Source organism: Saccharopolyspora antimicrobica (genome assembly GCF_003635025.1).
Lineage (GTDB): Bacteria > Actinomycetota > Actinomycetes > Mycobacteriales > Pseudonocardiaceae > Saccharopolyspora > Saccharopolyspora antimicrobica.
Genome location: NZ_RBXX01000002.1, coordinates 1,831,294 through 1,856,801, shown reverse-complemented (window position 1 = coordinate 1,856,801; position 25,508 = coordinate 1,831,294). Strand labels below are relative to the sequence as shown.

At 70.5% G+C, this 25,508-nt stretch carries 30 protein-coding genes and 1 tRNA gene; 22 read left to right on the top strand and 9 right to left on the bottom strand.

Annotation, left to right across the window (positions count from 1 at the left end; all coding sequences use genetic code 11):
- The first annotated feature begins 87 nt into the window (after positions 1–87).
- The 4 genes from ATL45_RS09190 (at position 88) to ATL45_RS09175 (ending at position 4,444) form a co-directional block, all read left to right on the top strand.
- Positions 88–879 (top strand): DeoR/GlpR family DNA-binding transcription regulator, encoded by a 792-nt coding sequence (locus ATL45_RS09190; RefSeq protein WP_093155820.1) that lies wholly within the window; start codon positions 88–90, stop codon positions 877–879.
- Positions 876–2,051 (top strand): galactose-1-phosphate uridylyltransferase, encoded by a 1,176-nt coding sequence (gene galT / locus ATL45_RS09185; protein WP_093155819.1) that lies wholly within the window; start codon positions 876–878, stop codon positions 2,049–2,051. The genes ATL45_RS09190 and galT overlap by 4 nt, the downstream gene beginning before the upstream one ends.
- A 120-nt stretch (positions 2,052–2,171) precedes the next feature.
- Positions 2,172–3,596 carry a trypsin-like peptidase domain-containing protein gene (locus ATL45_RS09180; protein ID WP_246025244.1) on the top strand — a complete coding sequence of 475 codons (1,425 nt, stop codon included), beginning with the start codon at positions 2,172–2,174 and terminating at the stop codon, positions 3,594–3,596.
- 347 nt (positions 3,597–3,943) lie between these two features.
- The gene (locus ATL45_RS09175) at positions 3,944–4,444 is read left to right on the top strand and encodes a MogA/MoaB family molybdenum cofactor biosynthesis protein (protein ID WP_093156016.1); all 501 of its coding nucleotides are present in this window, start codon (positions 3,944–3,946) and stop codon (positions 4,442–4,444) included.
- Between the two features lie 57 nt (positions 4,445–4,501).
- Here ATL45_RS09175 and ATL45_RS09170 read toward each other — a convergent pair whose 3' ends face one another.
- Positions 4,502–4,807 (bottom strand): antitoxin, encoded by a 306-nt coding sequence (locus tag ATL45_RS09170; RefSeq protein WP_093155817.1) that lies wholly within the window; start codon positions 4,805–4,807, stop codon positions 4,502–4,504.
- Between the two features lie 191 nt (positions 4,808–4,998).
- Between ATL45_RS09170 and ATL45_RS09165 the strand changes: the two genes are divergently transcribed.
- Complete coding sequence (locus ATL45_RS09165) at positions 4,999–5,169, top strand: hypothetical protein (protein WP_170210205.1); 171 nt, start codon at positions 4,999–5,001, stop codon at positions 5,167–5,169.
- 123 nt (positions 5,170–5,292) lie between these two features.
- Here ATL45_RS09165 and mscL read toward each other — a convergent pair whose 3' ends face one another.
- The 4 genes from mscL to ATL45_RS09145 form a co-directional block, all read right to left on the bottom strand.
- Complete coding sequence (mscL, locus tag ATL45_RS09160) at positions 5,293–5,751, bottom strand: large conductance mechanosensitive channel protein MscL (protein ID WP_093155814.1); 459 nt, start codon at positions 5,749–5,751, stop codon at positions 5,293–5,295.
- A 91-nt stretch (positions 5,752–5,842) separates the two neighbouring features.
- On the bottom strand, positions 5,843–6,484 hold the full coding sequence (locus ATL45_RS09155; protein ID WP_093155812.1) for an SAF domain-containing protein: 642 nt from the start codon (positions 6,482–6,484) through the stop codon (positions 5,843–5,845).
- 209 nt (positions 6,485–6,693) lie between these two features.
- Positions 6,694–7,005 carry an FmdB family zinc ribbon protein gene (locus tag ATL45_RS09150; protein ID WP_093155811.1) on the bottom strand — a complete coding sequence of 104 codons (312 nt, stop codon included), beginning with the start codon at positions 7,003–7,005 and terminating at the stop codon, positions 6,694–6,696.
- 97 nt (positions 7,006–7,102) lie between these two features.
- Positions 7,103–7,702 carry a 5-formyltetrahydrofolate cyclo-ligase gene (locus tag ATL45_RS09145; RefSeq protein ID WP_093155809.1) on the bottom strand — a complete coding sequence of 200 codons (600 nt, stop codon included), beginning with the start codon at positions 7,700–7,702 and terminating at the stop codon, positions 7,103–7,105.
- Positions 7,703–7,739: 37 nt separating this feature from the next.
- On the opposite strand from ATL45_RS09145, the gene ATL45_RS09140 reads away from it, so the two are divergent.
- The 6 genes from ATL45_RS09140 to ATL45_RS09115 all read left to right on the top strand — a co-directional run bounded on the left by ATL45_RS09140 (position 7,740) and on the right by ATL45_RS09115 (position 12,878).
- The gene (locus ATL45_RS09140; RefSeq protein WP_093155808.1) at positions 7,740–8,654 is read left to right on the top strand and encodes a UTP--glucose-1-phosphate uridylyltransferase; all 915 of its coding nucleotides are present in this window, start codon (positions 7,740–7,742) and stop codon (positions 8,652–8,654) included.
- Positions 8,655–8,754: 100 nt separating this feature from the next.
- Positions 8,755–9,978: a molybdotransferase-like divisome protein Glp gene (gene glp, locus ATL45_RS09135; RefSeq protein WP_093155806.1), complete on the top strand. Its 1,224-nt coding sequence runs from the start codon at positions 8,755–8,757 to the stop codon at positions 9,976–9,978.
- A 7-nt stretch (positions 9,979–9,985) separates the two neighbouring features.
- Entirely contained in the window at positions 9,986–10,651 is a 666-nt protein-coding gene (locus tag ATL45_RS09130; RefSeq protein ID WP_093155805.1) for a GNAT family N-acetyltransferase, read from the top strand.
- Positions 10,652–10,921: 270 nt separating this feature from the next.
- Positions 10,922–11,680, top strand: a complete 759-nt coding sequence (gene sepX / locus ATL45_RS09125) for a divisome protein SepX/GlpR (protein WP_093155803.1) — start codon at positions 10,922–10,924, stop codon at positions 11,678–11,680.
- A gap of 93 nt (positions 11,681–11,773) precedes the next feature.
- Positions 11,774–11,846 (top strand) — tRNA-Ala (locus ATL45_RS09120).
- 582 nt (positions 11,847–12,428) lie between these two features.
- Positions 12,429–12,878: a nuclear transport factor 2 family protein gene (locus ATL45_RS09115; protein WP_093155802.1), complete on the top strand. Its 450-nt coding sequence runs from the start codon at positions 12,429–12,431 to the stop codon at positions 12,876–12,878.
- Between the two features lie 52 nt (positions 12,879–12,930).
- On the opposite strand, the gene ATL45_RS09110 is transcribed toward ATL45_RS09115, so the two are convergent.
- Together ATL45_RS09110 and ATL45_RS09105 are read right to left on the bottom strand one after the other, a co-directional pair.
- A complete protein-coding gene (locus ATL45_RS09110; protein WP_246025243.1) occupies positions 12,931–13,881 on the bottom strand; it encodes a peptidoglycan-binding protein in 951 nt (316 codons plus the stop codon).
- Positions 13,882–14,207: 326 nt separating this feature from the next.
- Complete coding sequence (locus tag ATL45_RS09105) at positions 14,208–14,981, bottom strand: helix-turn-helix transcriptional regulator (RefSeq protein ID WP_246025242.1); 774 nt, start codon at positions 14,979–14,981, stop codon at positions 14,208–14,210.
- Between the two features lie 154 nt (positions 14,982–15,135).
- Between ATL45_RS09105 and ATL45_RS39565 the strand changes: the two genes are divergently transcribed.
- The 11 genes from ATL45_RS39565 to lat all read left to right on the top strand — a co-directional run bounded on the left by ATL45_RS39565 (position 15,136) and on the right by lat (position 23,468).
- Positions 15,136–15,447, top strand: a complete 312-nt coding sequence (locus tag ATL45_RS39565) for a hypothetical protein (RefSeq protein WP_246025241.1) — start codon at positions 15,136–15,138, stop codon at positions 15,445–15,447.
- Positions 15,447–16,031: an alpha/beta hydrolase gene (locus ATL45_RS39560; RefSeq protein ID WP_246025240.1), complete on the top strand. Its 585-nt coding sequence runs from the start codon at positions 15,447–15,449 to the stop codon at positions 16,029–16,031. The genes ATL45_RS39565 and ATL45_RS39560 overlap by 1 nt, the downstream gene beginning before the upstream one ends.
- Positions 16,025–16,156, top strand: a complete 132-nt coding sequence (locus ATL45_RS39555) for an alpha/beta hydrolase (protein ID WP_246025239.1) — start codon at positions 16,025–16,027, stop codon at positions 16,154–16,156. The genes ATL45_RS39560 and ATL45_RS39555 overlap by 7 nt, the downstream gene beginning before the upstream one ends.
- Positions 16,157–16,227: 71 nt before the next feature.
- Positions 16,228–17,085 (top strand): alpha/beta fold hydrolase, encoded by an 858-nt coding sequence (locus ATL45_RS09095; RefSeq protein WP_093155797.1) that lies wholly within the window; start codon positions 16,228–16,230, stop codon positions 17,083–17,085.
- Positions 17,086–17,192: 107 nt separating this feature from the next.
- A complete protein-coding gene (locus tag ATL45_RS09090) occupies positions 17,193–18,365 on the top strand; it encodes an acyl-CoA dehydrogenase family protein (protein WP_093155796.1) in 1,173 nt (390 codons plus the stop codon).
- Between the two features lie 67 nt (positions 18,366–18,432).
- On the top strand, positions 18,433–18,618 hold the full coding sequence (locus tag ATL45_RS38350; protein WP_143121699.1) for a hypothetical protein: 186 nt from the start codon (positions 18,433–18,435) through the stop codon (positions 18,616–18,618).
- 363 nt (positions 18,619–18,981) lie between these two features.
- Entirely contained in the window at positions 18,982–19,416 is a 435-nt protein-coding gene (locus ATL45_RS09085; RefSeq protein WP_093155794.1) for a Fur family transcriptional regulator, read from the top strand.
- A 22-nt stretch (positions 19,417–19,438) separates the two neighbouring features.
- The gene (locus ATL45_RS09080) at positions 19,439–20,902 is read left to right on the top strand and encodes a catalase (RefSeq protein WP_093155793.1); all 1,464 of its coding nucleotides are present in this window, start codon (positions 19,439–19,441) and stop codon (positions 20,900–20,902) included.
- Positions 20,903–20,996: 94 nt separating this feature from the next.
- Positions 20,997–21,380 (top strand): ankyrin repeat domain-containing protein, encoded by a 384-nt coding sequence (locus tag ATL45_RS09075; RefSeq protein ID WP_093155791.1) that lies wholly within the window; start codon positions 20,997–20,999, stop codon positions 21,378–21,380.
- 146 nt (positions 21,381–21,526) lie between these two features.
- Positions 21,527–21,928 carry a cytidine deaminase family protein gene (locus ATL45_RS09070; protein ID WP_093155790.1) on the top strand — a complete coding sequence of 134 codons (402 nt, stop codon included), beginning with the start codon at positions 21,527–21,529 and terminating at the stop codon, positions 21,926–21,928.
- A gap of 172 nt (positions 21,929–22,100) precedes the next feature.
- Positions 22,101–23,468 (top strand): L-lysine 6-transaminase, encoded by a 1,368-nt coding sequence (gene lat, locus ATL45_RS09065; RefSeq protein WP_093155788.1) that lies wholly within the window; start codon positions 22,101–22,103, stop codon positions 23,466–23,468.
- Positions 23,469–23,615: 147 nt separating this feature from the next.
- Here lat and ATL45_RS09060 read toward each other — a convergent pair whose 3' ends face one another.
- A complete protein-coding gene (locus tag ATL45_RS09060; protein WP_093155787.1) occupies positions 23,616–24,212 on the bottom strand; it encodes a response regulator transcription factor in 597 nt (198 codons plus the stop codon).
- A complete protein-coding gene (locus ATL45_RS09055) occupies positions 24,209–25,384 on the bottom strand; it encodes a sensor histidine kinase (protein ID WP_246025238.1) in 1,176 nt (391 codons plus the stop codon). The genes ATL45_RS09060 and ATL45_RS09055 overlap by 4 nt, the downstream gene beginning before the upstream one ends.
- Positions 25,385–25,508 lie beyond the last annotated feature (124 nt).

Here is a 25,508-nt window from a genome sequence, read left to right as displayed (position 1 = left end):
AAAGTGGTAGGCGTACACCACACTTTCGCGTATCACCCGTTCGGGTAGTGTTGGTTCTTGTTCGCTCATGTACCTGAGGGGGCCGGTGTGCTCGCACGGCAGCGCCAGGAAGTGATCCTCGACGAAGTGCGGCGCACCGGTGCGGTGCAGGTCGCCGACCTGGTGCTGCGGCTGGCGGTGTCGGACATGACCATCCGCCGCGACCTCGACGCGCTGGCCCGCCGCGGCCTGGTGGAGAAGGTCTACGGCGGCGCGACCTCGGTGATCGGCCGCAGCACCGACGAGCCGGGTTTCGAGGCCAAGTCGGTCCGCCAGCTGGCGGAGAAGGAGGCCATCGCCGCGCTCGCCGCCCAGCAGGTCCGGCCGGGAACCGCGATCGGGCTGTCCGCGGGCACCACCACCTGGACGCTGGCCCGCCACCTCGACGACGTCGCCGACCTGACCGCGGTGACCAACTCGGTCCGGGTGGCCGACGCGCTGCAGCGGCGCGGCCGCACCGACCGCACGGTGGTGCTCACCGGCGGGGTGCGGACGCCGTCCGACGCGCTGGTCGGGCCGGTCGCCGTGCAGGCGCTGCGCTCGCTGCACCTGGACATGGTGTTCCTCGGCGTGCACGGGATGGCTCCCCGCGCGGGCTTCACCACGCCGAACCTCAACGAGGGCGAGACGAACCGGGCGCTGGCCGAGGCGGCCGGCCGGCTGGTGGTGGTCGCCGACAGCTCCAAGTGGTCGACCGTCGGGATCTCCACGATCGTCGACTTCGACGAGATCGACCTGCTGATCAGCGACCAGGGCCTGCCCGCCGAAGCCCGGCAGGTGCTGGCCGAGCACGCGGAGCTGCTGCTGGCGGATCAGGAAGGCGTGGAGGAGGAGCGATGAGCGATTTCGTGCCACCCGCAGCACACCTCGGCCGCACCTCAGGGGGCGCGACTCAGCCCCGGGGAAACGCGGAACGCGACCACCACCGCGAATCGCGCAGAGGTGGAAAGGCGCGACGGCTGGCCGACGGCCGGGAGATCATCTACTTCGACGCCGACCCGGCGCAGGTCAGGGAGGCCGTCGACACCCGGGAGCTGCCGCCGCAGGCGCCCGCGTCGGAGATGCGGCGGGACCCGCTGACCGGCGAGTGGGTGGCGATCGCCGCGCACCGGCAGTCGCGGATCTACAAGCCGCCAGCCGAGCTCTGCCCGTTGTGCCCGAGCAGTCCCGGGCGGCCCACCGAGATCCCGGAATCCTCCTACGACGTGGTGGTCTTCGAGAACCAGTTCCCCTCGTTCGCCCAGGGAATCCTCGGCGATGTGTCCACTGTGGATGGCGTTCCGATGGTGCCGTCCGCGCCCGCGACCGGACGGTGCGAGGTCGTCTGCTTCACCTCCGACCACAACTCCTCGTTCAGCGCGCTGACCGCGGCGCAGGCGCGCACCGTCGTCGACGTCTGGGCCGACCGGACCGCTGCGCTGGCCGAAACCCCGGGCGTGGAGCAGGTCTTCTGCTTCGAGAACCGCGGTGAGGAGATCGGTGTCACGCTGCACCACCCGCACGGGCAGATCTACGGCTACCCGTTCGTCACGCCGAAGACCGGCAAGATGCTGCGGGTCGCGGAGGAGTACCTGAACCTGCACGGCCGCCACGTGCAGGGCGACGTGCTCGCAGCGGAGCGCGCTGCGGGACGGCGCGTGGTCGTCGATTCGGAGCACTGGACGGCCTACGTCCCGGCGGCCGCGCGCTGGCCGGTCGAGGTGCACGTCGTGCCGCACCGCAGGGTGCCGGACATCGCGGCCCTCACCGACGCGGAGCGCGACGACTTCGCTGTGACGTACCTGGACGTCCTGCGCCGCCTGGACGGCCTCTACGACAGCCCGCTGCCCTACATCGCGGCCTGGCACCAGGCGCCGGTGCGCGTGGGACGCGAGTTGTCCTGGCTGCGGCTGGAGGTCTTCTCGGTGCGGCGCTCGGCGGACAAGCTGAAGTACCTGGCGGGCTCGGAATCCGGCATGGGCGTCTGGATCAACGACGTGACCCCGGAGCAGATCGCCGACCGCCTCCGCTGAGGCGCCGCGCCTGCGCTGCTCGGGGCGGGTGGTGCGGCGTTTGTCACAGCCAGGACGAGATTTGGTAGGTCCACAGCGCGGTCTCAGGCGGTTCTCAGCCGCGTGGAGCAGAGTGGGGTCATGACCGATCACACCCCGGGTTCCGGCAACCAGCCGGAAGAACCGACGCCGCAGCCGGAAGGCGGTTCGGCGGGCACGCCACCAGCCGGGGTGCCGCCGCAAGCGCCGCAGCCGGACTCCCCGTACGCGAGGCCGCAATCCCAGTCGCAGAGCCCGTACGCGCCGCAGTCCGAGCCCCAGCAGCCCTTCGCCGCGCAGCAGCCGGAGGGGCAGCAGGCGTACGCCGCGCAGCAGGCGGAAGGGCAGCAGTCGTATGCGGCGCAGGGAGCGCAGCCGCACATGACGCAGGAGTTCGCGCACACGCCTTGGCCGTCGGCCGGCGGGCACACCGCCGTGGTGCCGCAGCAGCCGCACAAACGTCGTGGCGGCCTCGTCGCGGGCGTGGCCGCGCTCGCCCTGGTGTGCGGTCTGGTCGGTGGCGGGGTCGGCGGCTACGTGGGCTACCAGGTCGGCGGCGCCCGGGCGCCCGGTGTCACGTCGCTGGACGAATCGCGCCCGGCGCGCAGCGTCAGCACCGCGCCGGCGGGCTCGGTGCAGCAGGTCGCCGACAAGGTGCTGCCCAGCGTCGTCCAGCTGCAGCTGGTCACCGCCCGTGGTGGTGGCGAGGGCTCCGGCATCGTGCTCAGCAGCGACGGCTACATCCTGACCAACAACCACGTGGTCGCGGGCGGCGGTTCGGGCGGTCGGCTCACCGCGCAGTTCCAGGACGGCCGCAGCGCGCGGGCCCAGGTGATCGGCACCGACCCGAAGTCCGACCTCGCGGTGGTCAAGGCCGACATCACCGGCCTCACCCCGGCCGAGCTGGGCCGCAGCGACGACCTGCCGGTCGGTGCTCCGGTGGTGGCCATCGGTTCGCCGTTCGGCCTGTCCGGCACCGTGACCAGCGGAATCATCAGCGCCAAGGACCGCCCGGTGCGCGCGGGCGGCGAGTCCGGCGGTGAGGACACCGTGCTCAACGCGCTGCAGACCGACGCGGCGATCAACCCGGGCAACTCCGGCGGTCCGCTGGTCGACATGGACGGCAACGTGGTCGGCATCAACTCGGCGATCTACAGCCCCGGCAACGGGCAGGGGCAGGCCGGATCGGTCGGTCTCGGGTTCGCGATCCCGGTCGACCAGGCCCGGCGCATCGCCACCGAGCTCAAGGAGAAGGGGACGGCCACCCAGACGACGCTCGGCGTGCTGATCGGCGCAGGCGACCAGCCGGGAGCTCTGGTTCGCAACGTCGTGCCCGGTGGCCCCGCCGAACAGGCCGGTATCCGCAGCGGTGACCTGATCACCAAGGTGGACACCCGGTCGATCCAGGATCCCGATTCGCTGGTGGCAGCGGTCCGCTCACACGCCCCGGGCGACCGCGTCAAGATCACCATCGGCGGGAACGGCGGGGAACGCACCGTGGACGCCACACTCGCCGGGCAGGGGTGACCGGACGCGCGGCCCGGCACCGCCGGGCCGCGTACCCCCGCCGTCGGCCGCCCACCGGGCTGGCCCTGCCCCCTCCGAGCCCCCGGAGCGGTCGACGGCGGGGAGAGCTTGTCCGACGAACTCGTCCTGCGCGGCGGTGCGAGCCGCGTGGGTGGGTTGAACGCCTTCGGCGTTTCCAGGACGAAGACCAGAACCGGGCTCGGCGGCAGACCCCGCTGGAGCTCGGCTTCTTCGTGATGAGGAGGAACATGTCCGACGGAACAGGCGTGGTGCAGCGACGCCGGTTGACCGAACTCACCAGCTCGCTGGATCTGACCGGCCAGCCCCTTGGCACTACGGTTACCGGCATGGAACGCAGCGCGCAGCGTTTGGGACGGGCCTTGGTGGTCGTGGTGGACGACCGCGTCGCACAGGGCGAGCAGGACGACAACATCGGTCCGCTGGTGACCGAGTTGCTGGAGGAAGCCGGCTTCATCGTCGACGGCACCGTCGCGGTGGCCGGTGAAACGGTGGACATCCGCAACGCGCTGAACACCGCGGTCATCGGCGGCGTGGACGTGGTGATCACCGTCGGCGGCACCGGTGTGTCGCCGCGGGACGTCACCCCGGACGCCACCGCTGGTGTCCTGGACCGGCCGATCCCGGGCATCGCGGAGGCCCTGCGGGCGTCCGGCCTGGCGGCGGGCGCGGTCGAGGCGGGCGTCTCGCGAGGCCTGGTCGGCGTCTCCGGCAGCACGCTGGTGGTCAACCTGGCGGGCTCGCGTGCGTCGGTCCGCGACGGCATGGCCACCCTGACGCCCCTGGTGACCCACGTGATCGAACAGCTGTCCGGCCTCGAAACGGCCTGACCCGACAGGAGAAAGCGGTGGCGGCTCCACGCGGAGCCACCACCGCTTTCTTCGCTTTCAGGGGTTCTTCGGTGTTTGGCCCGGTTCGTCCGGGCCCTTGTCCTCGGGGGTTCCGGGCTGGGGGCCCTTGTCGTCGGTGGCTTTCGGCGGCTGGCCGTCGGGGTGCTCGCGCTTGAGAAGGCCCTCGACCTTGCCGCTCACGTTCTCGATCTTGTCGTGGTACTTGCCACCGGTGGCCTTGTCCAGGCTCGACTTGGCGGCATCGAGCCCCTTCGCGGCGCTCGGGCCCGCCTTCTCGGCGAGCTCCTCCGCCTTCCCCTTGGCCTGGTTCGCCAGTGCCTTGGCCTTGTCCAGGAAACCCATCTCTTCGCCTCCCGCGGCTAGACGCCCGGTGAGCCAACGCCTGGCGCCGCTCCCGCGGCTCTGCGGACCTCGCACCTTCAACTGTAGTCGACATCACACCCGAGGTCGGTGGCGTCCCCGCTCGCTCCCCCGAGTGCGGGATGATGGGGGTGCGCCACCTGCGGGCGCGGACCAGGTCGGGAGGGCTGGAGTTGAACGGCGACACAGGTCGGGACGAGCGGGAGCGGCGGCGCAAGCTCGCAGAGATCTTCGGTGACGTCCTGCCCGAAACCACCTCGGACGACCGGCCGGACCGAACACCTGCCGAAGACGACGAGCGCTGGTACCGCGAGAACCGCCCGCCGCACCACGACCCGCGCTGAGCCTGAGCCGCGTCCGGGCGGCAGCACCGCGCTCGCGCCCTTCGTCCTGCGAAGCCGATCCGCAGGACGCAGGACTGCCGGAGGAGCAGCCGGACAGCCGCCGCGCGCGACGGGCCCGGGTGGCTACTTCCGCTGGCCATCGGCGGTGACTTCCGCCTTCTCCGACTCGCTGGCCAGCCCCTTGACCGCGGGCAGGCCCTGCTCGCGGCGCAGCAGGTCGCGGATCTCCTGCAGCAGCTCGACGTCGGTCGGGTCCACGGCGGTCGTCTCGCCCTTCTTGCGCCGTTCGTTGAACGTCTTCATCGGCACCACGAACAGGAAGTAGACGACCGCGGCGGTGATGAGGAAGGTGATCACGGCGTTGATCACCGCGGCGAAGTCGATGATCGAGGCCTCGTTGCCCGCGCGCAGCTGGATGCTCAGCCCGGTGACGTTGCCACCACCGGTGGCGGAGATGATCGGCTTGATGATGCTGGTGGTGAAGGACGTGACCAGCGCGGTGAACGCGCTGCCGACCACCACCGCGACGGCCAGGTCGATCACGTTGCCGCGCATCAGGAAGTCCTTGAAGCCCTTGAACACGCTTGCTGCTCCTCTCAAAAAGCATGGTCATCTCGGCGAGTTCACGTACGGATGACGCCGAATCGATGGGTTATTCGGCGTAGGATGCTACTCAGCGCAGCGTAACGGTCACCGTCCGGTTGAGGGATGCTGCGGCCACCTCGCCCGCGAGCCGCTCCGGTAATCCGACGAAGACGAGTCTTCCCTGGTCGCGGTGGTCAGGCTCGGGCTGGACCGCGATCACCCTGGCGTTCTCGGCGAGCACCGAACTCTCCCCCGACGGAGCGAGGGCTGTGACGATGTCCACCCGTCTGCCGGGTGCCAGGAAGTCGGCCACCTCGGGATCGGCGAGCCGGATCGGCGCCGACACAGTACCCGCGTCGCCGGAAGCCGTGGTCAGGCCGTCGAAGCGCGCGTCGGTCAGCGGTTCGCCGCGGCGGGCCGCAGCGCTGAGAACCCGGCCCAGGGCGTTGGGGGAGGCCTGCACCGCGCCGTCCGGCACCAGCTCGACCGGCATCTCCCGGCGCGTCACGTCCACTTCGGACAGGACGCGGCCGGGCGGCAGGTCGCGAGCGGCGACGAGCACCGGCACGCCCGTTCGAGGCGGCCCGTGGTGCTGCACGGCCAGTACGGCCGCGAGCAGCAGCAGGGCGACTGCGGCGGATCTGCGCAGCAGGAGAACTCCGCGCCGTGCGCGGAAAAGCGCGGCGACGCGGTCGCGCAGGGTCGCGTTGAGGCGGTCTTTCGGCGTCATGGTCGGCTCCGCTTCCTCGGGTGAGATGGAACTCATCCGAAGTTAGGGAGCGCTCGGCCGCGGCGCGAGGGAGTTTCGGGAATCTGTGGACAAACCGGTCCGTTGTGGACAACTCGGATCACTCGAACGAAATTCCGGTGATCACGCTGCGCCCGCAAAACATTCGCCGACCGCGGTGAACAGCGGTCGGCGAATCAGATCGGGTGAACTCAGGAAGCGGCGGCCGTCTTGGTCGACGAGCTGCTCGACGACGAGGTCGAGGAACCGGACGAGGACGACGAGCTGCTCGACGAGGAGTCGCTGGACGAGGACGAGGTGCTGCTCGTGCTCGACGACGAGTTCGACGACCGGTTGTCGGTGCGGTAGAAGCCGGAGCCCTTGAAGACGATGCCCACCGCGTTGAACAGCTTGCGGAGCTTTCCGGTGCACTTCGGGCACTCGGTGAGGGAGTCCTCGCTGAACGACTGCACCTGCTCGAAACGGTGGTCGCACTCGGTGCAGGCGTACTGGTAAGTGGGCACGGCCGTGAACCTCCGGCGTCTAGTCCTGGCACTCGAACTACAGGAGTGCTAACCCGATAATGCTTCAGAACAGGTGTCCAGCGCAAACAGGCCTATGTCACACGGGTAGCGACACGACTCCTCGCCGCGGTGTCAGCACGGAGGTCATCCGCACGTCGTGCGGCTCGCCGGGCAGCTCGGCCACGAACTCCTCGTCCCGGACCACGCCGATCAGCGGCGCTCCCGGCGCGGCCATCGGCAGCGACCGGTCGTAGTGGCCCGCGCCACGCCCCAGCCGCACGCCGCGGCGGTCCACCGCCAACGCGGGGACGAACAGCGCGCCGGCCTCCCCGATGGCCGCGGCGCCGAGCCGCTGACCTGCGGGTTCCAGCAGGCCGAAGGTGGCTTCGCGCAGTGAGTCCGGCCCGGTGTAGTCGGCCCACTCCAGCGGCGAGCGGCGGTTCACCACCACCGGCAGCAGGACTCGCAGCCCGGCCGCGCGCAGCGCCTCCAGCAGCTCGGGCGAGCCGGGCTCGTCGCCGACCGGCACGTAGGCCGCGACGGTCCGCACCGGGTGCTCGGCCAGCCAGGCGAGCACCGCCTCCTGCAGCGCCGCCGCTTCGTCCGAGCGGGTGGTTCGGACCACGTCACGGCGCTGTTCCAGCAGCGTGCTGCGCCACTCGGCCTTCGTCGTAGTGGATTCGTCCAGCGAGCTCACGCTTCCACCTTAGGGGTGGCCGATAGGCTTCCTGGCCATGAGCAGCCCGACGAGCACGCCCATCGCGTTCCGGACCGCCATCGTGCCCGCAGCCGGACTGGGAACCCGGTTCCTGCCGACCACGAAGGCGGTGCCCAAGGAGTTGCTCCCGGTCGTGGACACCCCCGGGATCGAACTGGTCGCCGCCGAAGCGGCCGAAGCGGGCGCACAACGCCTGATCATCGTGACCTCGCCGGACAAGGGCTCGGTCGCCGACTACTTCAAGCCGCAGCCCGAGCTGGAGCAGACCCTCAAGGAGCGCGGCAAGGACGCCCTCCTGGAGAAGGTCCGCCGCGCGCCCGCCCTGCTCACCGCCGAGACCGCGATCCAGGAGCAGGCCCTCGGACTGGGCCACGCCGTGGGTTGCGCGGAGCCGAGCCTGACCGACGCCGACGACGCGGTCGCCGTGCTGCTGCCCGACGACCTGGTGCTGCCCACCGGCGTCCTGCAGCGGATGGCCGAGGTGCGCGCCCGCCACGGCGGCAGCGTGCTGTGCGCCTTCGACGTGCCGCGCGAGCAGATCTCCGCCTACGGCGTGTTCGACGTCACCGACACCGAGGACGACGACGTCAAGCAGGTCCGGGGCATGGTCGAGAAGCCGGCGCCGGAGCAGGCCCCGTCCACCTTCGCCGCGGCCGGGCGCTACCTGCTGGACCGCGCCGTGTTCGACGCGCTGCGGCGCATCGAGCCCGGTGCCGGAGGTGAGCTGCAGCTCACCGATGCCGTAGCGTTGCTGATCTCCGAAGGACACCCGGTGCACGTGGTGGTCCATCGCGGTGGGCGACACGACTTGGGAAATCCTGGCGGTTTCCTCAAAGCTGCGGTGGACTTCGCGCTGAAGGATCCCGAGTACGGGCCGGACCTGCGGGCCTGGCTCGTCGAGCGGATCGCGGAGAACGACGAAGTGTCCTGACCGGCGGTCCGCCCGAACGCTGCGGCCACCTCCGCCGGGACAGGACGTGACGACAGCCACGCCGGGCGGCGGCTCGGTGCGCGGGAAGAGGACGACAGCCATGAGGTCAGTGGACGAGCAACTCGCACGCGTGCTCACGGCGGCTGTCCGGCCCGCGCCGGTCCGGGTGGCGATCTCCGAGGCGCAGGGCCTGCTGTGCGCGGAGGAGGTCGTCGCCGAGCAGGCGCTGCCCGGGTTCGACCAGGCCGCCGTGGACGGCTACGCGGTGCGCAGCGTGGACGTGCAGGCCGCCGCCGACGAGCCGACCGTGCTGCCGGTCGTCGGCGAGATCTCGGTCGGCTCCCGGCAGCCCCGCAGGCTGCAGCCGGGCCAGGCGGTCCGGGTGGACACCGGCGCGCCGCTGCCGACGCTGGCCGACGCCGTGGTCCCGCTGGAGTACACCGACGAGCACCCGGCGAAGGTCACCGTGCGGCGTCCGGTGCCCTCGGCGGCGTTCGTCCGCCGCACCGGGGAGGACGTGCAGACCGGCGACGTGGCGGTGCGCCGCGGCGCACCGATCGGTTCCGCGCAGGTCGGGCTGCTGGCCGCGGTGGGCCGCAACAAGGTGCTGGTGCACCCGCGGCCGCGGGTCTCGGTGATCTCCGTCGGCGAGGAACTCGTGGACGTCGATCGCACGCCCGGCCAGGGCCAGGTCTACGACGTCAACTCCTACGCGCTGTCCGCCGCCGCGCGCGACGCCGGCGCCGAGGTCACGCGCGTCGGCATCATGAGCAGCGATCCGCGCCGGTTGCGGGAGGTCGTGGAGGGGCGGCTGCTGCTGTCGGAGATCGTGGTGGTCGCCGGTGGCGTGGGCGGTGCAGCGGGTGCCGAGGTCCGCGCGGCGCTGGCCGACCTCGGCGAGCTGGACGTGACCAGGGTCGCGATGCAGCCCGGTTCGGTGCAGGGCTTCGGTCGGCTGGGCCCGGACGAGATCCCGACCTTCATGCTGCCCAGCAACCCGGTGAGCGCGCTGGTGGTGTTCGAGGTGCTGGTGCGGCCGCTGATCCGCGCCGCGCTGGGCAAGCCCAACCCGCACCGCCGCACCGTGACGGCGGAACTGCTGTCGCCGATCACCTCCGCCGAAGGCCGCCGGGGTTTCCTGCGCGGCCAGCTGCTGCGCGACCCGAAGAACGGCGCCTACCTGGTGCAACCGCTGGGCACTTCGGGATCGCACCTGCTCGCCTCGCTGGCCGAGGCGAACTGCCTGGTGGTGGTGGACGACGAGGTCACCGAGGTCGGCGCGGGCGACGAGGTCCAGGTCCGCTTCCTGTCGCAACGCGCCTGAGTCACCGATGCAGCCCACCGACGCTGATGGGTTCCCGGTCGGCCGCCACCCCGGCTGGCCGGCCCGGCTCGGGCCGCTGATCACCGCGCGCGGTGCGGTCGCGCTGCGCCCACCGCGCCTGCGCGATGCCGCGGCGTGGAGCCGCATCCGGCTGCACGACCACGCCTACCTGCAGCAATGGGAACCCACGACGGTCGGCGGCTGGCAGGAGCGCAACGCCAGGACGGCCTGGCCCGCGCAGTGGGCCGCGCTGCGCGGCATGGCGCGGCGCGGACAGGCGCTGCCGTTCAGCGTCACCGTGGACGGCGAGTTCGCCGGGCAGCTGACCATCGGCAACATCGTGCGGGGCGCGCTGCGCTCCGGGTGGATCGGCTACTGGATCGCCGAGCGGCTGGCGGGCGGTGGCGTGGCGACGGCGGGTGTCGCGCTGGCCGTCGACCACTGCTTCGGCCCGGTCGGGCTGCACCGGCTGGAAGCCACCGTGCGCCCGGAGAACCAGCCGAGCGTCCGGGTGCTGGAGAAGTCCGGTTTCCGCCGCGAGGGCCTGTTCCAGCGGTACCTGGACGTGGCCGGGGACTGGCGCGATCACTACGTGTACGCGCTGACCGCCGAGGAGGTCCCGGAAGGCGCGGTCGAGCGGCTGCTGCGCGGCGGCGGGGCCAGTAGGCCCTGAAAACCGGGAGATCTTGATCACGCACCGTCACGGCCGCCCCGGGCGAATCCGGCCGAAATTGAGCTGAACGGACCAGCGATCAGCAGCGTTCGGCGGTACGGAAACCGACACGCCGATGTCGATGGTGCCGCTGACTCCGCTGAACGTGGGGTTTTCTGGCCCCGGGGACCTCCCGTGTTCGGCGTGCCTCCAACACGGGAGTTGCAGATGTGACTAGCGTGGCGATCGCAGACTTGTGTGCTGCCGGTGGCCAGGGGGAGGTGGCGAGGCATGCCCAGTTCGTTGATCTTCGCCGCGCTGGCGGCGGCGTGGCTGGTGGTGCTGGTGCCCATGTTCGCCCGCCGCCGCCAGGAAGTGTCCAAGACCACCGACTCCGCGCTGGCCGCGAGGGTGGTCCGACGCGGCAGCGGTCGGCGACCGGCGACGCCCGGGGCCGAGACAACCGACATGGTGGAGGAGTCCGGGATGTCTGACACCGAACTGGACGACGCGGTCGAGGAGCACGACACCGACGACAACTCGTGGCGTCGGGTGCACAGCGACGACGTCCGCGCCGGCCGCCGCTACCGGCCCGGCCGCGGCGGGTTCGACCCGGAGGCCGCGGCGCTGGCGGCGCGCGCCAAGTACGCCCGCCGGCAGCGGATCGTGGTCGCCATGCTGGCCACCGCGGTCGCGACGGCCCTGCTGGCGGGACTGCTGTGGCCGGTCGTGTGGTGGCTGCATGGCATCATCGACCTGGTGGCCGTCGGCTACCTCACGTACCTGCGCCGCCAGGTCCGCATAGAGGAGGACGTCCGCTCCCGCCGCCTCGCCCGCATGAACGGTGAGCGGGACGAGGTCGAGTACGACGACGAGTACGACGAAGACCTCCACGACGAGTACGACGAGGACGCCGCCGACGACGCCGAGCGCCGCGAGTCCCGTCCGGCCGCGCGTGCGGTCCGCGTGGAGATCGACGACGAGGATCCCGTGTTCGACGAGCTGGACGAACGCACCTGGGAGCCGTACCGGCGCGCCGCCGGGGAGTGACCGACCCGCTTAAGAGGGGGGTGCTGCGAGTGCGGTTTTCGGGGTTGCTAGAGTACTGACACAACAAAGCCGAGAGGCAAGTACTCGAGGCAAGGGGCTGTAGCGCAGTTGGTAGCGCGTCTCGTTCGCATCGAGAAGGTCAGGGGTTCGATTCCCCTCAGCTCCACGTTCCACGCAGTGCGAGGCTCATGCTCATGGAGAGCATGAGCCTTTTTGCGTTCCACGTTTTATCGCGGGGGCCGAGCCCCCGCGGGCCCCCACGGTGCGGGGGTGGCGTTTCGTTGGCTCCTTGCGTGGGGGGAGTTTCCGGCCTGCTCAGCGACTAGTCCTTCCAAAGCATCTGGGTGTGTTGGCGGCCCACCGAGACATCCAAGACGTCCGTGGTGCCAAGGCATTCGTGGTTCTTCTCCGGGGTGTTTCGGGTGCGTTCTTCTTGCTGTGTTTCGGGGCTGGAAGCGTCGCTTCTGTGCGGGGTTTCGCGTTGGTGGGCGTAGCCGTGTGCGTGGCTCTGGTCGGGCTTCAGGTGTTCGGTCTGCCGGATTGTGGGTCGGGCGGTGCTGGGGTGGGCAGGTTTTGTACTTTGCAGTCCATAACTGTGGTACGGTCTTGTCCGCGGGTGTTCGGCTGGTTTGCGGGGCTTGTCCTGGCCTTGGCCGCCTGTTGTGGGTTGCTCTGGTTTTGGACTGTCCGGTGTAGAACGTTTGCCCGTTGAGACGAACGATCAGGTTTCACGTACAGGAGTTCTTTGATGTCCTCGACTGCCACTGCCGAGCTCGACGAGCAGCGCATCTCCATCGTTCGCCGGGCTTTCGAGCTCATCGACGCGGGGGATCCCGCGCTGCTCGAGCTCTACACCGACGATGTGGAGCTGTACTTCCCCAAGTTCGGTTTCGGGCGGGGGAAGGAGGACATGGCCGAGTTCGCGCAGCGGCTCTGGGCCGATCTGTCGGCGCTGGAGCACGACATCGACGGCCTGGACATCATGGTGGCCGGTGACAGGATCATCGTCGAAGGGCGTGAGTGGGGCGTCACCTCTGATGGGCGACGCTGGCCGGACCAGCGCGTTTCGACCGGCCGCTTCTGCAACGTCTTCACCTTCCGCGGCACGCTCATCAGCTCCGTCCGCATCTACGTGGACCCGGACTTCACCAGCAGTCACGAGGAGAAGGTCCGGCAGCTGCACCGCGAGGCGAAGTAGTCGGGCTCCGGCCTGGGCGCGACCGGGTCGTCGCGCCCAGGCTCCCGCCAGGTCAGCCGAGCAGTGCTCGCCAGGTGATCGGGCCTGCTTCGCCGTCGACGACCAGGCGGTTGGCGCTCTGGTAGGAGCGCACGGCTTTCGTCGTGGTCGGGCCGAAATCGCCGTCGACCGCGAGGCCCGCGCTGCGCTTGTTCAGCGCGGCCTGCAGGCCTTTGACGTGGTCGCCCTTGCTGCCCTGGCGGAGCGTGTGGACCAGCTTCGGCCACGTCGCCGGGCCGACCTGGCCGTCGGCTTCCAGTCCCTTCGCGGACTGGAAGCGCTTGACCTCGGCCACTGCCGCCGAGCTGTACTTCCCGTCGACGGCCAGGTCGTGGCCGTGCTTGCGCATCAGGTGCTGGAGCACGACGACCGTCGCTCCGGCCGAGCCCGGGTCGATCCGCGGCCAGCCGCCGCCCAGGTCCACGCCGCGCTTGGCCATGAAGGCGACCGGGTCGGTGATGCGGCCGAGCCCTCCCGAGTGCACCTCGAAGTGCAGGTGCGGACCCGTCACGTTGCCCGTCGCGCCCATGTCCGCGATGCGCTGGCCGGACTTGACCTCGGCGTTGAGCGGGACGTGGTAGGCGTTGAGGTGGCCGTAGTAGGTGTACTGGTCGTGGCCGTGCGAGATGACCAGCCCGTTGCCGCTCCGGCCGGGCAGCCCGCCGCCCCAGGCGCGGCGGATCACGGTGCCGTTGGCCGCCGCGTACACGCCGGTGCCCGTCGAGTTCGTGACGTCCTGGCCCGCGTGCGGGCCACCGGGCCTGGACGCTCCGAAGTGGCCGCCTTGCGGGAAGTGACCTAACGCGGGATTGGCCCAGCGGCCGTCCATCAGTGATGCCGCCGACGCCGTCGGCGCTCCCGCGACGAGGCCGATGGCGGGGATGGCGAGCCCGAGGCCCAGCCCGGCGAACAGGGTTCGGCGGGAAAGCCCGCCGAACTCCTCGGCTTCCTCGGCGGAGATCATCTCGGTCGATGGCGCGCAGGAATCACACATTTTTCCCTCCAGGGCTAAATCGGGCGTGATGCGGCGGAAATGCTACAGCCGGGAGTGGTGCCGAGATGCGGCCATTTGCAGGCTAAAGCGCGGGAATCCCGACTTTCACCGGCAGTACACAAAGGAATCACCCAAGAGCTGCACGAAAGAAGCGGCAGCGGCTTCGACGTGGTGTGCCGCGAGCAGGAACGGCAGTGCACAGTGCACCGGTTTGGCTGGAAAGCGCCACAACGCTTCCTGAACCGTCAGGGTGCGAGCGAGATGTGCGTCCGGGACGGTGCTGGAAACCCCGCCGGTCAGTCTTCGACGTCTCTGACCAGGAGGGCTATTTGGACCCGGTTCTCGAGCGCCAGCTTGGTGAAGAGGCTGCTGGTGTGGGCTTTGACCGTGGCGGTGCTGATGTGGAGGCGCTCGGCGATCTGGGGATTGGCCAGGCCGTCCGCGATGGCACGGGCCGTGTCGAGTTCTCGCTCGGTCAGCACGGACAGGCGTTCGCGCGCCGCTCGGCGGGTGGCTCGGCGGGCCTCCGAGGACTGCGGGCCGGTGGCCGCGGCGATCACCCGTGCCAGCGCTTGCTGGGAGCCGTCGGCGATGCCGCGGATCAGCACCTGGTTCTCCTCGGCAGAGAGGTCGCGGCGGCGGTCCAGCACGCCGGCTTGCATGGCGACCAGTGAGATCCGGTGCGCGAGCACGTCGTGCATCTCGCGGGCGATCCAGTTGCGCTCCATGGCCCGGGCCTGCGCTGCTCGCGCGGCCTGCTCCCGTTCCGCGCTCTCCGCCCGCTCGCGCAACGACCGCACTTCGACGCGCCGTGCGCCGATGGCCGCGCCGACGGCCACCGCGGTGCCCGCGGTCAGCGTCGAGAACGCCAGTTGGAGCCACGCCGAGGCGGGCGGCATCTCGACCGGGTAGAGCGCAACCGCCGTTTGCGAGGCGACTGCGTAAGCCACCACGACGACCCCGATCTCCACTGGGCGGCGGCGGGTGGACAGCGAGCACAGCGCCAGCAGCGCGGCACCTGCGCATTCAACGTCCTCCTGAATCAGCGCCCGGCCGCAAGTGCGCTCCACGCTCTTCCGCGATTTCCCAGGCACGAGAAGCCTGTCCACGCGGCTCCGCGAGCACATCGGACCGGCGGCTCGAATCGCATTCGACTCAAGGCGAAGTGGTGGCTCGACTCAGGTCTAGGCGAGAATTCTGACCGTCTCCCTCGCCGCTGCGGCGGTGGCTGCCACCGCGGTGGTGGGAGTGGCGTCGGCGGACGCCTTGGAGTGGGGCCCGTGCCCGGAGGGCATCGCACCCGGTCTCGAATGCTCGACGCTCGAAGTCCCGCTTGACTACCGGGATCCGGGCGGCAGGCAGGTCAAGCTCGCGATCTCCCGGCTGGCCAGTGAGAAGCCTTCGCAGCGCCGCGGCGTCCTGCTCACCAATCCGGGCGGCCCCGGTGTCGCCGGGCTCGACTACCCGGCGCTCCTCGCCGCGAAGGAGCTGCCGATCCCGGGCGTGCCGCAGGCGACGCCAAGGCCTTCCGGTTGATGGCCCGCGGGCTGGAGGAGCGGTTCCCGGACTTCGCGGCGTTCGCGGCCGCGCGGCCCGAGCTCGGCCTGGGGGCCGCGCCGGAGCAGGTGACCGCGAAGTTCTTCGAGCTCGCGGAGCGCTTGACGGCGAAGCCGGTCCAGGGCATCGACGGGACGTTGTTCCGCGGGATGACGTTCGAACTCCTCTACGCCGATGCCAGCATGCCGCTGCTGGCCGAGGCCTGGCGAGCGCTGGAGGAGGACCGGCCGCTGCCGCCGCTGCCGTCGATGGCGGGCCTGGAGAACGCCATGTCCGCGCGCCTGTCGGTGGTCTGCGGTGATTCGCGCTGGCCGGAGGAGGTCGAGCACTACCAGCGGCAGGTCGAGGCCGACCGGGCCGAGCACCCGATGCTGGGTGGCTCCACGGCCAGCATCGGCCCGTGCGCGTTCTGGCCGGAGGAGCGGATCGAGCCGCCGGTGCGCATCGGCGACGAGGGCCCGTCGAACGTGCTGGTGGTGCAGAACGAGCGCGACCCGGGAACGCCGCTGGTCGGCGCGCCCAGGAGCTGCGGCGGGCGTTCGGGCAGCGCGCCACGATGGTGACGGCCGACGAGGGCGGCCACGGCGTCTATCCGTTCGGCGCCAGCACGTGCGCGAAGAACGCGGTGACGGAGTTCCTGACCACCGGGCGGCGCCCGCCGCAAGACCTCGCCTGCCCGGTCGAGTAGTGGCAGGAAAGTACCCAATGATGTCTTTCTGGACACTCGTTCGGGCGCTGGGCGCCGGTCACCGTGGTTCCATGGCTGAAACGACGGAAACGGGCGTGTGGCGGGCCTCGGTTCAGGTCGACGGGCAGGCGGCCAGCTACCTGACCGCCGGGCAGGGCGGTCCGGCGGTGCTGATGCTGCACGGGACGTACTGGAGCCGGGTGTGGCTTCCGGTGCTGAGCCGCCTCGCCGCGGCGGGGTTGCGGCCCTTCGCGGTCGACTTCCCCGGGCTGGGACGCTCGGGAGGCGAGCTCGCGCTGGAATCGGCCGGGGTTCCGGCGCTCGCGGATTGGGTGGTGCGGTTCGCCTCCGCGCTGGGGATCGCTGGGCCGGTCGCGCTGGCGGGGCACGACATCGGTGGCGCGGTCGCCCAGCACCTGCTCGTCCACGACCGGCTGGAGATCTCCCGGTTGGCGCTGGTCAACTCGGTCGCCTACGACTCGTGGCCGGCGCCCCACGTGGGTCGGTACCGGGATCCGGAGGTCGCTGCGGCGGCCGGGGTCGACGAGGTGCTCGCCGCCCGGCGGCGGGCCGCGACGGGCGCGCTGGCCGGTGCGGCCACCGAGCAGCTGGTCGCCGAGTACGTGGAGCCGTGGACCGATCCGCGGGTCTGCCGTTCCTGGCTGGCGATGGCGGGTGCGGCCGACAACCGCTACACCCTCGACCTCGTCCCCGCGCTGCGCCGGTCCACGACGCCGAAGTTGCTGATCTGGGGCGAGGACGACGTGGACGAGAAGGTGGAGTACGCCGAGAGGTTCGCCGCGGAGGTCCCGAACACCGCGCTCGTGCGCATCCCGGATGCGGACCACATCCCGACCGAGAACGACCCCGCCCGGGTAGCAGGCGCGCTCACCGACTTCTTCACGGCCGCGCGTCGAGTGGTGTCCTAAGTGGACTCCGCTGGTCGCGGATCTCTTCTCGTGAAACGGCTCGGCGGTGGTGCGGTCTTCCGTACAGTGGCCTCGATCTGCACCGATGTCGAGGAGCGGCCTTCGCCATGACTGATCCGGCTCGATTGCACGTCAGCCCGGAATTCCCCGCGATGCTCGACCGGATCGACGCGCTCGCCGACCAGCTGGAGTCGGACGCGGACGCCGCCGAAGAGCGGGGCTTCCTGGCCGAGGACACCGCGCGAGCCCTGCTGGGCGCGGGGATCGTCCGGGCCGGGATGCCGGCGAACCTCGGCGGCCACGAGTTCTCCCCGCGCCAGCTGATCGCGACGATCGAGCGGCTCAGCCGCCACGACGCAGCCGCCGGCTGGACGATGATGGCGATGCAGCACGTCACCGGCACTACCGCGGCCTACCTCGGCGACGTCGCGGCGGCGGACCTGTTCGCCAGCGGTGACCAGGCGCTGCTGGCCGGGCACGGCACCCGGCCCGGCCGCGCGGTCCCGGTGGACGGCGGCTTCCTGGTGAGCGGGAGCTGGCAGTTCGCCTCCGGGATGGCGCACGCCACGCACGTCCACAGCGCGATCCAGGTCGAGGGCACCGGCGAACTTCGGGTGCTGGCGATGCCGAAGTCGCAGGTGGAGCTGGTCGACAACTGGGACGTGCTCGGCCTGCGCGCGACGCACAGCATCGACTACCGCTGCACCGACGTGCACGTCCCGGCCACGCACACCTACCTCGCGACGACCACGACACCGGCCAACGGCGGCGCGATGTACCGGGTCGGCCTGGTCAACATGGCGGCGATCGGGCACACCGGCTGGGCTCTCGGCGCCGGACGCCGCCTGCTCGACGAGATGAAGGCGCTCGTCGCGATCAAGTCCGGCACGCACAACGCGGCGGTCGACACGGCGCACTTCCACGCGGAGTTCGCGGTGGCCGAGGCCAAGCTCCGCTCGGCCCGTGCCTGGGCGATGGACGTGTGGCGGGACGTCGAGGAAACCCTGGACGCGGGCGGATCGCTGAGCACCGATCAGGACACGCTGATCAAGCTGTCGCTCAACCACGCGACCCGGACCGCGCAGGAGGTCGGTCAGGTGGTGCACCGCTGGGCGGGCACGACGGCGATCCGCCGCGGCCCGATCGACAGGTTCCTGCGCGACATCGCCACCGGGGCCCAGCACATCACCTCGAACCCGGTGGTCCTGCAGAACTGCGGAAAATGGCTCAGCGGCGCACAATCCCAAGCCCGCTGGGAATTCCTCGACCTGGTTCCGTAGTTCTGTCCACGGTGGACAAGTCGCCGGGCCGGCGTGATCGCAGCGGATGGCGTCCCGATGCGGTGCGGTGCCACGAGGTGATGAAAAGCAGCCCCGGCACCACGTACCGGCGGGCGCCGAACGTCAGCTTCGCGACGTAGTCACCGCCGTCGGCGCGCAACCGCCAGACCCGGGCCCGGTCGCCGAGCTGGCCGCCGCGCCGCTGTTCCACACCCTGCACCGGGCGATCGACGCCGCATGGGAGACGCGGTGAACCGCACGCCCGCCGAGGCGGCACCGCAGGGTTCCAGCGCTTCTCGGTGATCTCCAGTCGGTGCGGCTCAGTGCTCCTGACGATCTTGTAGACCTCGTCCGGCCCTTGGTGGGCACCAGCTGGGTGGCCGCGCGGTGGTCGTCCACGAGGTCCGGAGCGCTCGTCCCGGCGTCGTGCCCGGCATCACCCGAACGTGGTTCTTGGGGTGACTGGAGTGGTTGGTGTGGCTCGCGGGATGGGCCGCGCTCACGCGTGCGCGGGACCTTGACCTGCGGGTTTCCGGTTTCGCGCCCAGGTCGGGGTGGGCAGCCGGGGCCCCAGGCTTTATTTGACTCATTCCAGAAAAGCTGATAGCTATGTGCCATGCCGTCCATCGATGCCGCCGCCCTGCTGAAAGGGGCGTCGTTGCGGGTGACCCGCCCTCGGGTCGCCGTGCTCGCGATGGTTTCGGAGAACCCCCATTCCGATGCCGACACCATCGCGACAGCGGTCCGTCGCGACCTGGGGTCGGTGTCCACCCAGGCGGTGTACGACGTCCTGCGCGCGCTCACCGAGGCGGGCCTGGTCCGCCGCATCGAACCGGCCGGTTCGCCGGCCCGGTTCGAGACGCGCGTCGGCGACAACCACCACCACCTGGTGTGCCGGGACTGCGGTGCCATCGCCGACGTCAGTTGTGCGGTGGGGGAGGCCCCGTGCCTCCACGCCGATGATCCGCACGGATACCTGCTCGACGAGGCCGAGGTGACCTTCTGGGGCGTGTGCCCCGACTGCCGCGGCAGCGGACGAGCGATTGACTGAAGAACCCACCGAGGAGCGAGTTTTGCCCGAGAACAACCAGAAACCGTTGACCACGGTGGCCGGTGCCCCGGTCCCGGACAACCAGAACTCCCTGACCGCCGGCCCGCGCGGCCCGATGCTGCTGCAGGACGTCTGGTTCCTGGAGAAGCTGGCGCACTTCGACCGCGAGGTCATCCCCGAGCGCCGGATGCACGCCAAGGGTTCCGGTGCGTTCGGCACCTTCACGGTGACCAACGACATCACCCAGTACACCAGCGCGAAGATCTTCTCCGAGGTCGGCAAGAAGACCGACCTGTTCGTCCGCTTCTCGACCGTCGCCGGTGAGCGCGGCGCGGCCGACGCCGAGCGCGACATCCGCGGCTTCGCGATCAAGTTCTACACCGAAGAAGGCAACTGGGACATCGTCGGCAACAACACGCCGGTGTTCTTCTTCCGCGACCCGCTGAAGTTCCCGGACCTCAACCACGCGGTGAAGCGCGACCCGCGCACCAACATGCGCAACGCCGAGAACAACTGGGACTTCTGGACCAACCTGCCCGAGGCGCTGCACCAGGTCACCATCGTGATGTCCGACCGCGGCATCCCGGCGTCCTACCGCCACATGCACGGCTTCGGCTCGCACACCTACAGCTTCATCAACGCCGACGGCGAGCGGTACTGGGTCAAGTTCCACCACCGCACCCAGCAGGGCATCAAGAACCTGACCGACGCCGAGGCCGAGGCCCTGGTCGGCAAGGACCGCGAGTCGCACCAGCGCGACCTGTACGAGTCGATCGAGAACGGCGACTTCCCGAAGTGGAAGCTGTACGTGCAGATCATGCCGGAGGCGGACGCGGAGAACTACCGCTTCCACCCCTTCGACCTGACCAAGGTCTGGTCGAAGAAGGACTACCCGCTGATCGAGGTCGGCGAGTGGGAGCTCAACCGCAACCCGAACAACTACCACGCCGACGTCGAGCAGGCCGCCTTCAGCCCGGCGAACGTGGTCCCGGGCATCAGCTTCTCGCCCGACCGCATGCTGCAGGGCCGGCTGTTCTCCTACGGTGACGCGCAGCGCTACCGCCTCGGCGTGAACCACCACCAGATCCCGGTCAACGCGCCGAAGTGCCCGGTGAACTCCTTCCACCGCGATGGCGCCATGCGCATCGACGGCAACCAGGGTTCGACCCCGGGCATCGAGCCGAACTCCTACGGCCGCTGGCAGGAGCAGCCGGCGTACCGCGACCCGGCCCTGGCCGTGGGTGCCGTCGCCGACCGGTTCAACTACCGCGAGGACGACGACAACTACTACGAGCAGCCGGGCAACCTGTTCCGCAGCATGTCGGCGGAGCAGCAGCAGGCGCTGTTCGAGAACACCGCGCGGGCCATCAACGGTGCCTCCCAGGCCACCGTCGAGCGCCACATCGCCAACTGCACCAAGGCCGACCCGGCCTACGGCGAGGGCGTCCGCAAGGCGATCGAGGCCCTGGCCGCGGGCGAGCTCTGAGCTCGACCCGGGGTCTGAAGACCTCGTAGTGGGGCGGCGGTCGCGTGCGGCCGCCGCCCCGACTCCTTTCCGAGCGAGATCAGGAAGAACCACCATGAGCGAGGGACTGACCCCGGAGCAGGCCGAGCGCGTCGTGGCGATCGCCATGGACCTGGCCCGCGAAGGCAGGACGGAGGAGCTGGCGGAGTTCGTCGACCACGGCCTCCCGGTCAACACGACGGACGAAGCCGGCAACACTCCGCTGATGCTCGCGGCCTACCACGGCCACGCCGAAACGGTCCGAGCTCTCCTCGACCGGAATGCCGACCCGGACCTGCGCAACGACCGGGACCAGTCGCCCATCGCCGGAGCCCTCTTCAAGGGCGAAGAAGCGGTGGTGAAGCTCCTCCGCGAAGCGGGAGCGGACCTCGACGCGGGAACCCCCTCGGCCCGAGCGGCAGCGGCGATGTTCGGCCGGGAGAACCTGCTGTCGGACTGACCCGCGGCTCCGGAACCCGTGAGCACTTTCTGGTGTTGTAGCCCCACGAAGTACTCACGGGCCCACGACGTCACCGCAGGCGAGCAACCCTGCCCGGCTCTCTTTCGATTGCCTTTTCGCGTTGCTCCGCTGGCTACTCTGGTCGAGTGGATGCTGCGCCGATCATCGCCCGTGCCGCCGAGTACCTGAATCCCGCTGAGCGGGGTGACCGGTCGTCCGGGAGCGTGGCGGCGGCGATCCTGTCCGAGCAGGGCGATCTCTTCTTCGGCGTCTGCATCGACACGCCCTGCAGCATGGGTTTCTGCGCCGAGCACGCCGCCGCGGCCGCGATGATCACCGCGAGGCAGTCCGAGATCGCGATGGTCGTGGCCGTCACGCGCGACGACTCCGGCGCGCTCCAGGTGCTGCCGCCGTGCGGGCGGTGCCGCGAGTTCATGTACCAGCTCGACGACCGGAACCTGGCCGCCCGAGTCGTCCTGGGGCCGGAAAGGGTCCTGACCCTCGCCGATCTCCTGCCGGAGCGGTGGTCGGCTCCGGCCGCTCGCTGAGCCTTCCGGGCAGTTCCCGTTGACCGCCTTCGGCGGGCGGCCCTCGCGATCACCAGCGAAAGAAAATCTTTCGCCTTTGCGCAGTCTTTGCTGAAGGATGTTGCTTGTTGACGGGACTCTGATGTAATTCTTGTTGACGAGTGATGCGTGACACTGGTCCGGGAGGCCGATGATGACCGCTCAGCACGAGACCGTTCGCGATGTGGCACCGACCGACGTACCCGCTCCCCGGGAGGCCGCGACCGACGCGGTCGAGTCCTTGAAGGCGCAGGTCACCGGCGACCTGATGAACATCGTCGTGGATCTCGACGCGGGGGACGGCTGCCGGCTGCGCGATGCGCGCGACGGCACCGAGTACCTGGACCTCACGATGTTCTTCAGCTCGGCGCCGCTCGGGCACGGCCACCCCGGCCTGCGCACCGCCGAGTTCGAGGCCGCGCTGGTGCGCGTCGGACGGGTGAAGCCGTCGAACCCGGACTTCGCCACCGACGAGCAGGCGCGCTTCGCCGAGACCTTCCGCCGCGTGGTCGGCATCGACGAGCTGCCGCTGCTGTTCTTCATCGACGGCGGCACGCTCGCGGTCGAGAACGCGCTGAAGGTGGCCTTCGACTGGAAGACCAAGCTCAACGCCCGCGAGGGGGTCGCCGTGCGCGGCTCCCGCGTGATGCACCTGGAGAAGGCCTTCCACGGACGCAGCGGTTACACGCTGTCGCTGACCAACACCGATCCGGCGAAGATCCGCGACTACCCGATGTTCGACTGGCCGCGCATCCCCAGCCCGGCGGTCAACCCGGGTGAGCGGTGGGACAGCTCCGGGCTCCTGCCGGAGGAGGAGGCCTCGCTCGACGCCGTGCGCGCCGCGCTGCACCGCTACGGCCGGGAGATCGCCTGCTTCGTGTACGAGCCGATCCAGGGCGAGGGCGGCGACCGGCACCTGCGCCCGCAGTTCCTGCAGGCCGTGCAGGCGCTGTGCCGCGAGCACGACGTGCTCACCGTCGCCGACGAGGTGCAGACCGGCATGCTGACCGGTCAGGCGTGGGCGCACCAGGCGCTCGGGCTGGAGCCGGACCTGGTGGCCTTCGGCAAGCGCCTGCAGGTGTGCGGCGTGATGGGCGGCAGGCGGGTGCTGGAGATCGCCGACAACGCCTTCCGCGAGCCCAGCCGGATCAGCTCCACCTGGGGCGGTTCGCTGACCGACATGGTGCGCGCGACCCGGATCCTGGAGGTCGTCGAGGCCGAGGGCCTCTTTGAGCACAGCCGCCTGATGGGCGAGCTGCTGCTCGGCGAGCTGCGCGACCTGGCGGTGGAGTTCCCGACGCTGATCAAGGCGCCTCGCGGCCGCGGCCTGATGTGCGCGATCACCTTCCACGACCCGGCCAACCGGGACCGCGCCCTGGCGCTGGCCCGGGACAACCACCGAACCCTGTTCCTCCCGTCGGGTCCGGACTCCCTGCGAGCCCGCCCGCCGCTCTCGGCCCGCCCGGAGGAGCTGGTCGACGCGGTCGCGGCCCTCCGCAAGACCCTCGCCGACCTCACCTGATCAGATCACCTGACACCCCTGCCGCAATTTCAATTGAAGTTGGACCTCCAACTTCAATTGAAATTGGGTCCCCAATTTCAATTGAAATTGCGGATCTGTCACCCAGGTGGGTGTTGGAGCCCGGTGGCGCGGGCGGGGGACCGGGCGTCAGATCCAGCCCTCCTGCCAGGCGTGGCGGGCCGCCTCGTGACGGGTCGCCACGCCCAGCTTGGTCATCGCCGAGGAGAGGTAGTTGCGGACCGTGCCCTGGGCCAGGTGGACCTCCGCCGCGATGGTGGCGATCGTCCCGCCTTGCAGGGTGTGCGCGAGCAGCTCCAGCTCGCGCTCGGTGAGCGGGCAGGCGCCGCTGGTCAGCGCGCTCGCCGCGATCTCCGGGTCGATGTAGCGGCCGCCGTCGTGCACGTCGCGCAGGATCGCCGCCAGCCGGGACGCGGGTGTGGTCTTGGGGACGAAGCCGCGGATGCCCGCGGTCAGGGCGCGCTTGAGGACGCCTGGTCGCGCATGGCGGGTGACCAGCACGATCGGCACCTCCGCGGCCACCTGCCGGGCGGCCTGCACGCCGTCGACCTCGGGCATCTCCAGGTCGAACACCGCGATGTCCGGCGCGTGCTCGCGCACCGCGCGCACCGCCTCCGCGCCGTTGCTGCACTGGGCGACCACCGAGAGGTCGGGCTCCAGGTCCAGCAGCGCCGCGAGGGCCCCGCGGATCAGGTCCTCGTCGTCGGCCAGCACCACACGGATCACGATGTCCTCCCCAGCTCGGCGGCTCCGCTCAGCTCGAACCAATCGTCCACCCGGCGCCCTTCGACGTGACCGCCCATGGCGCTGAAGCGCTGGCGCAGCCCCTCGATGCCCGAGCCCGCCGCCCCGTTCGGCGGTTTCACCCGGTCGTTGCGCAGCACGATGCTGGTGCGCGGCCCGTCGGTGACGATGCGCAGCTCGCAGTTCTCCGCGCGGGAATGGCGCAGGACGTTCGTCGTGCCCTCGCGCACCAGCGCACCGAAGAGCGGTTGCAGCGGCGGCGGGACGAGCGTCGCATCACCGTCCACTGTGGTGCGCACTCCGGCGGCTTCCAGGATTTCGCGGGCGTTTTCGAGCTCCGAGGTGAGCTTGGTGTGGCGGTAGCCGTGCACCACCTCGCGGGTGTCCTTCAGCGCCGTCCGCGCGATCTCGGCGATCTCGGCGGCGGATGCGCGGGCCGTCGCGTCGTCGACGCCGATCAGCCGCTCGGTCAGCTCGCCCTTCAGCGCGATCACCTGCAGGTGGTGGCCCTGGATGTCGTGCAGGTCGGCGGCGAAGCGCAGCCGCTCGTTGGCCACCGCCAGCTCGGCGCTGACCGTCCGGGCCCGGTCGAGTTCGAGCACGATGTCCCAGAACCACACCGCCGCCAGCACCAGCGACATCACCACCGACACCAGGACCGCGGTGAAGACACCGGGGAACAGCCCGCGCAGCGGGTTGTCCGGCGAGCTCGCGAACGTGCCGATCACCGCCACCGCCAGCGCGGTGCCGATCGCCAGCGGCCAGCGCCACCGGTACGGCGCGGCCGAGACGTGCACCCCGGCCAGGCCGCTGACCACCATCGACCACAGCGCGCCCGTGCCGTCCTTGTGCATCGTGTAGGCCATCGCGCCCAGCGCGGACGCGAACACCACGGCGTGCACCACCGGCCGGTGCTTGCCGTGCCCGAGACCTTGCATGAGGCTCGTGGCCATCCACGTGCCGTCGATCGCGGACGCCACCGCGACCAGCGCCAGCAGCACGACCTCGGTGGTGCTGTAGTGGCCCTGCGTCGCCCCGGCCACGAGGATCAGCAGCGGCGCCATCACGTAGACCGGCTGCATCGGGACGATCGACCACCACGTGTACCGGCGCAGGCGCCGGATGCGCCGGGGATCGAACTCGGGAGTGCTCACCGGTACAGCATCGGACATCTCCGGCGATCGGCGGCCGGATATGACATGAGTCATCGATTGTGCTGACAGATCGGCGGCGGAGTGCTGACGCCAGCGCACTACCGGCGCCCGGCCCACCCGGCGA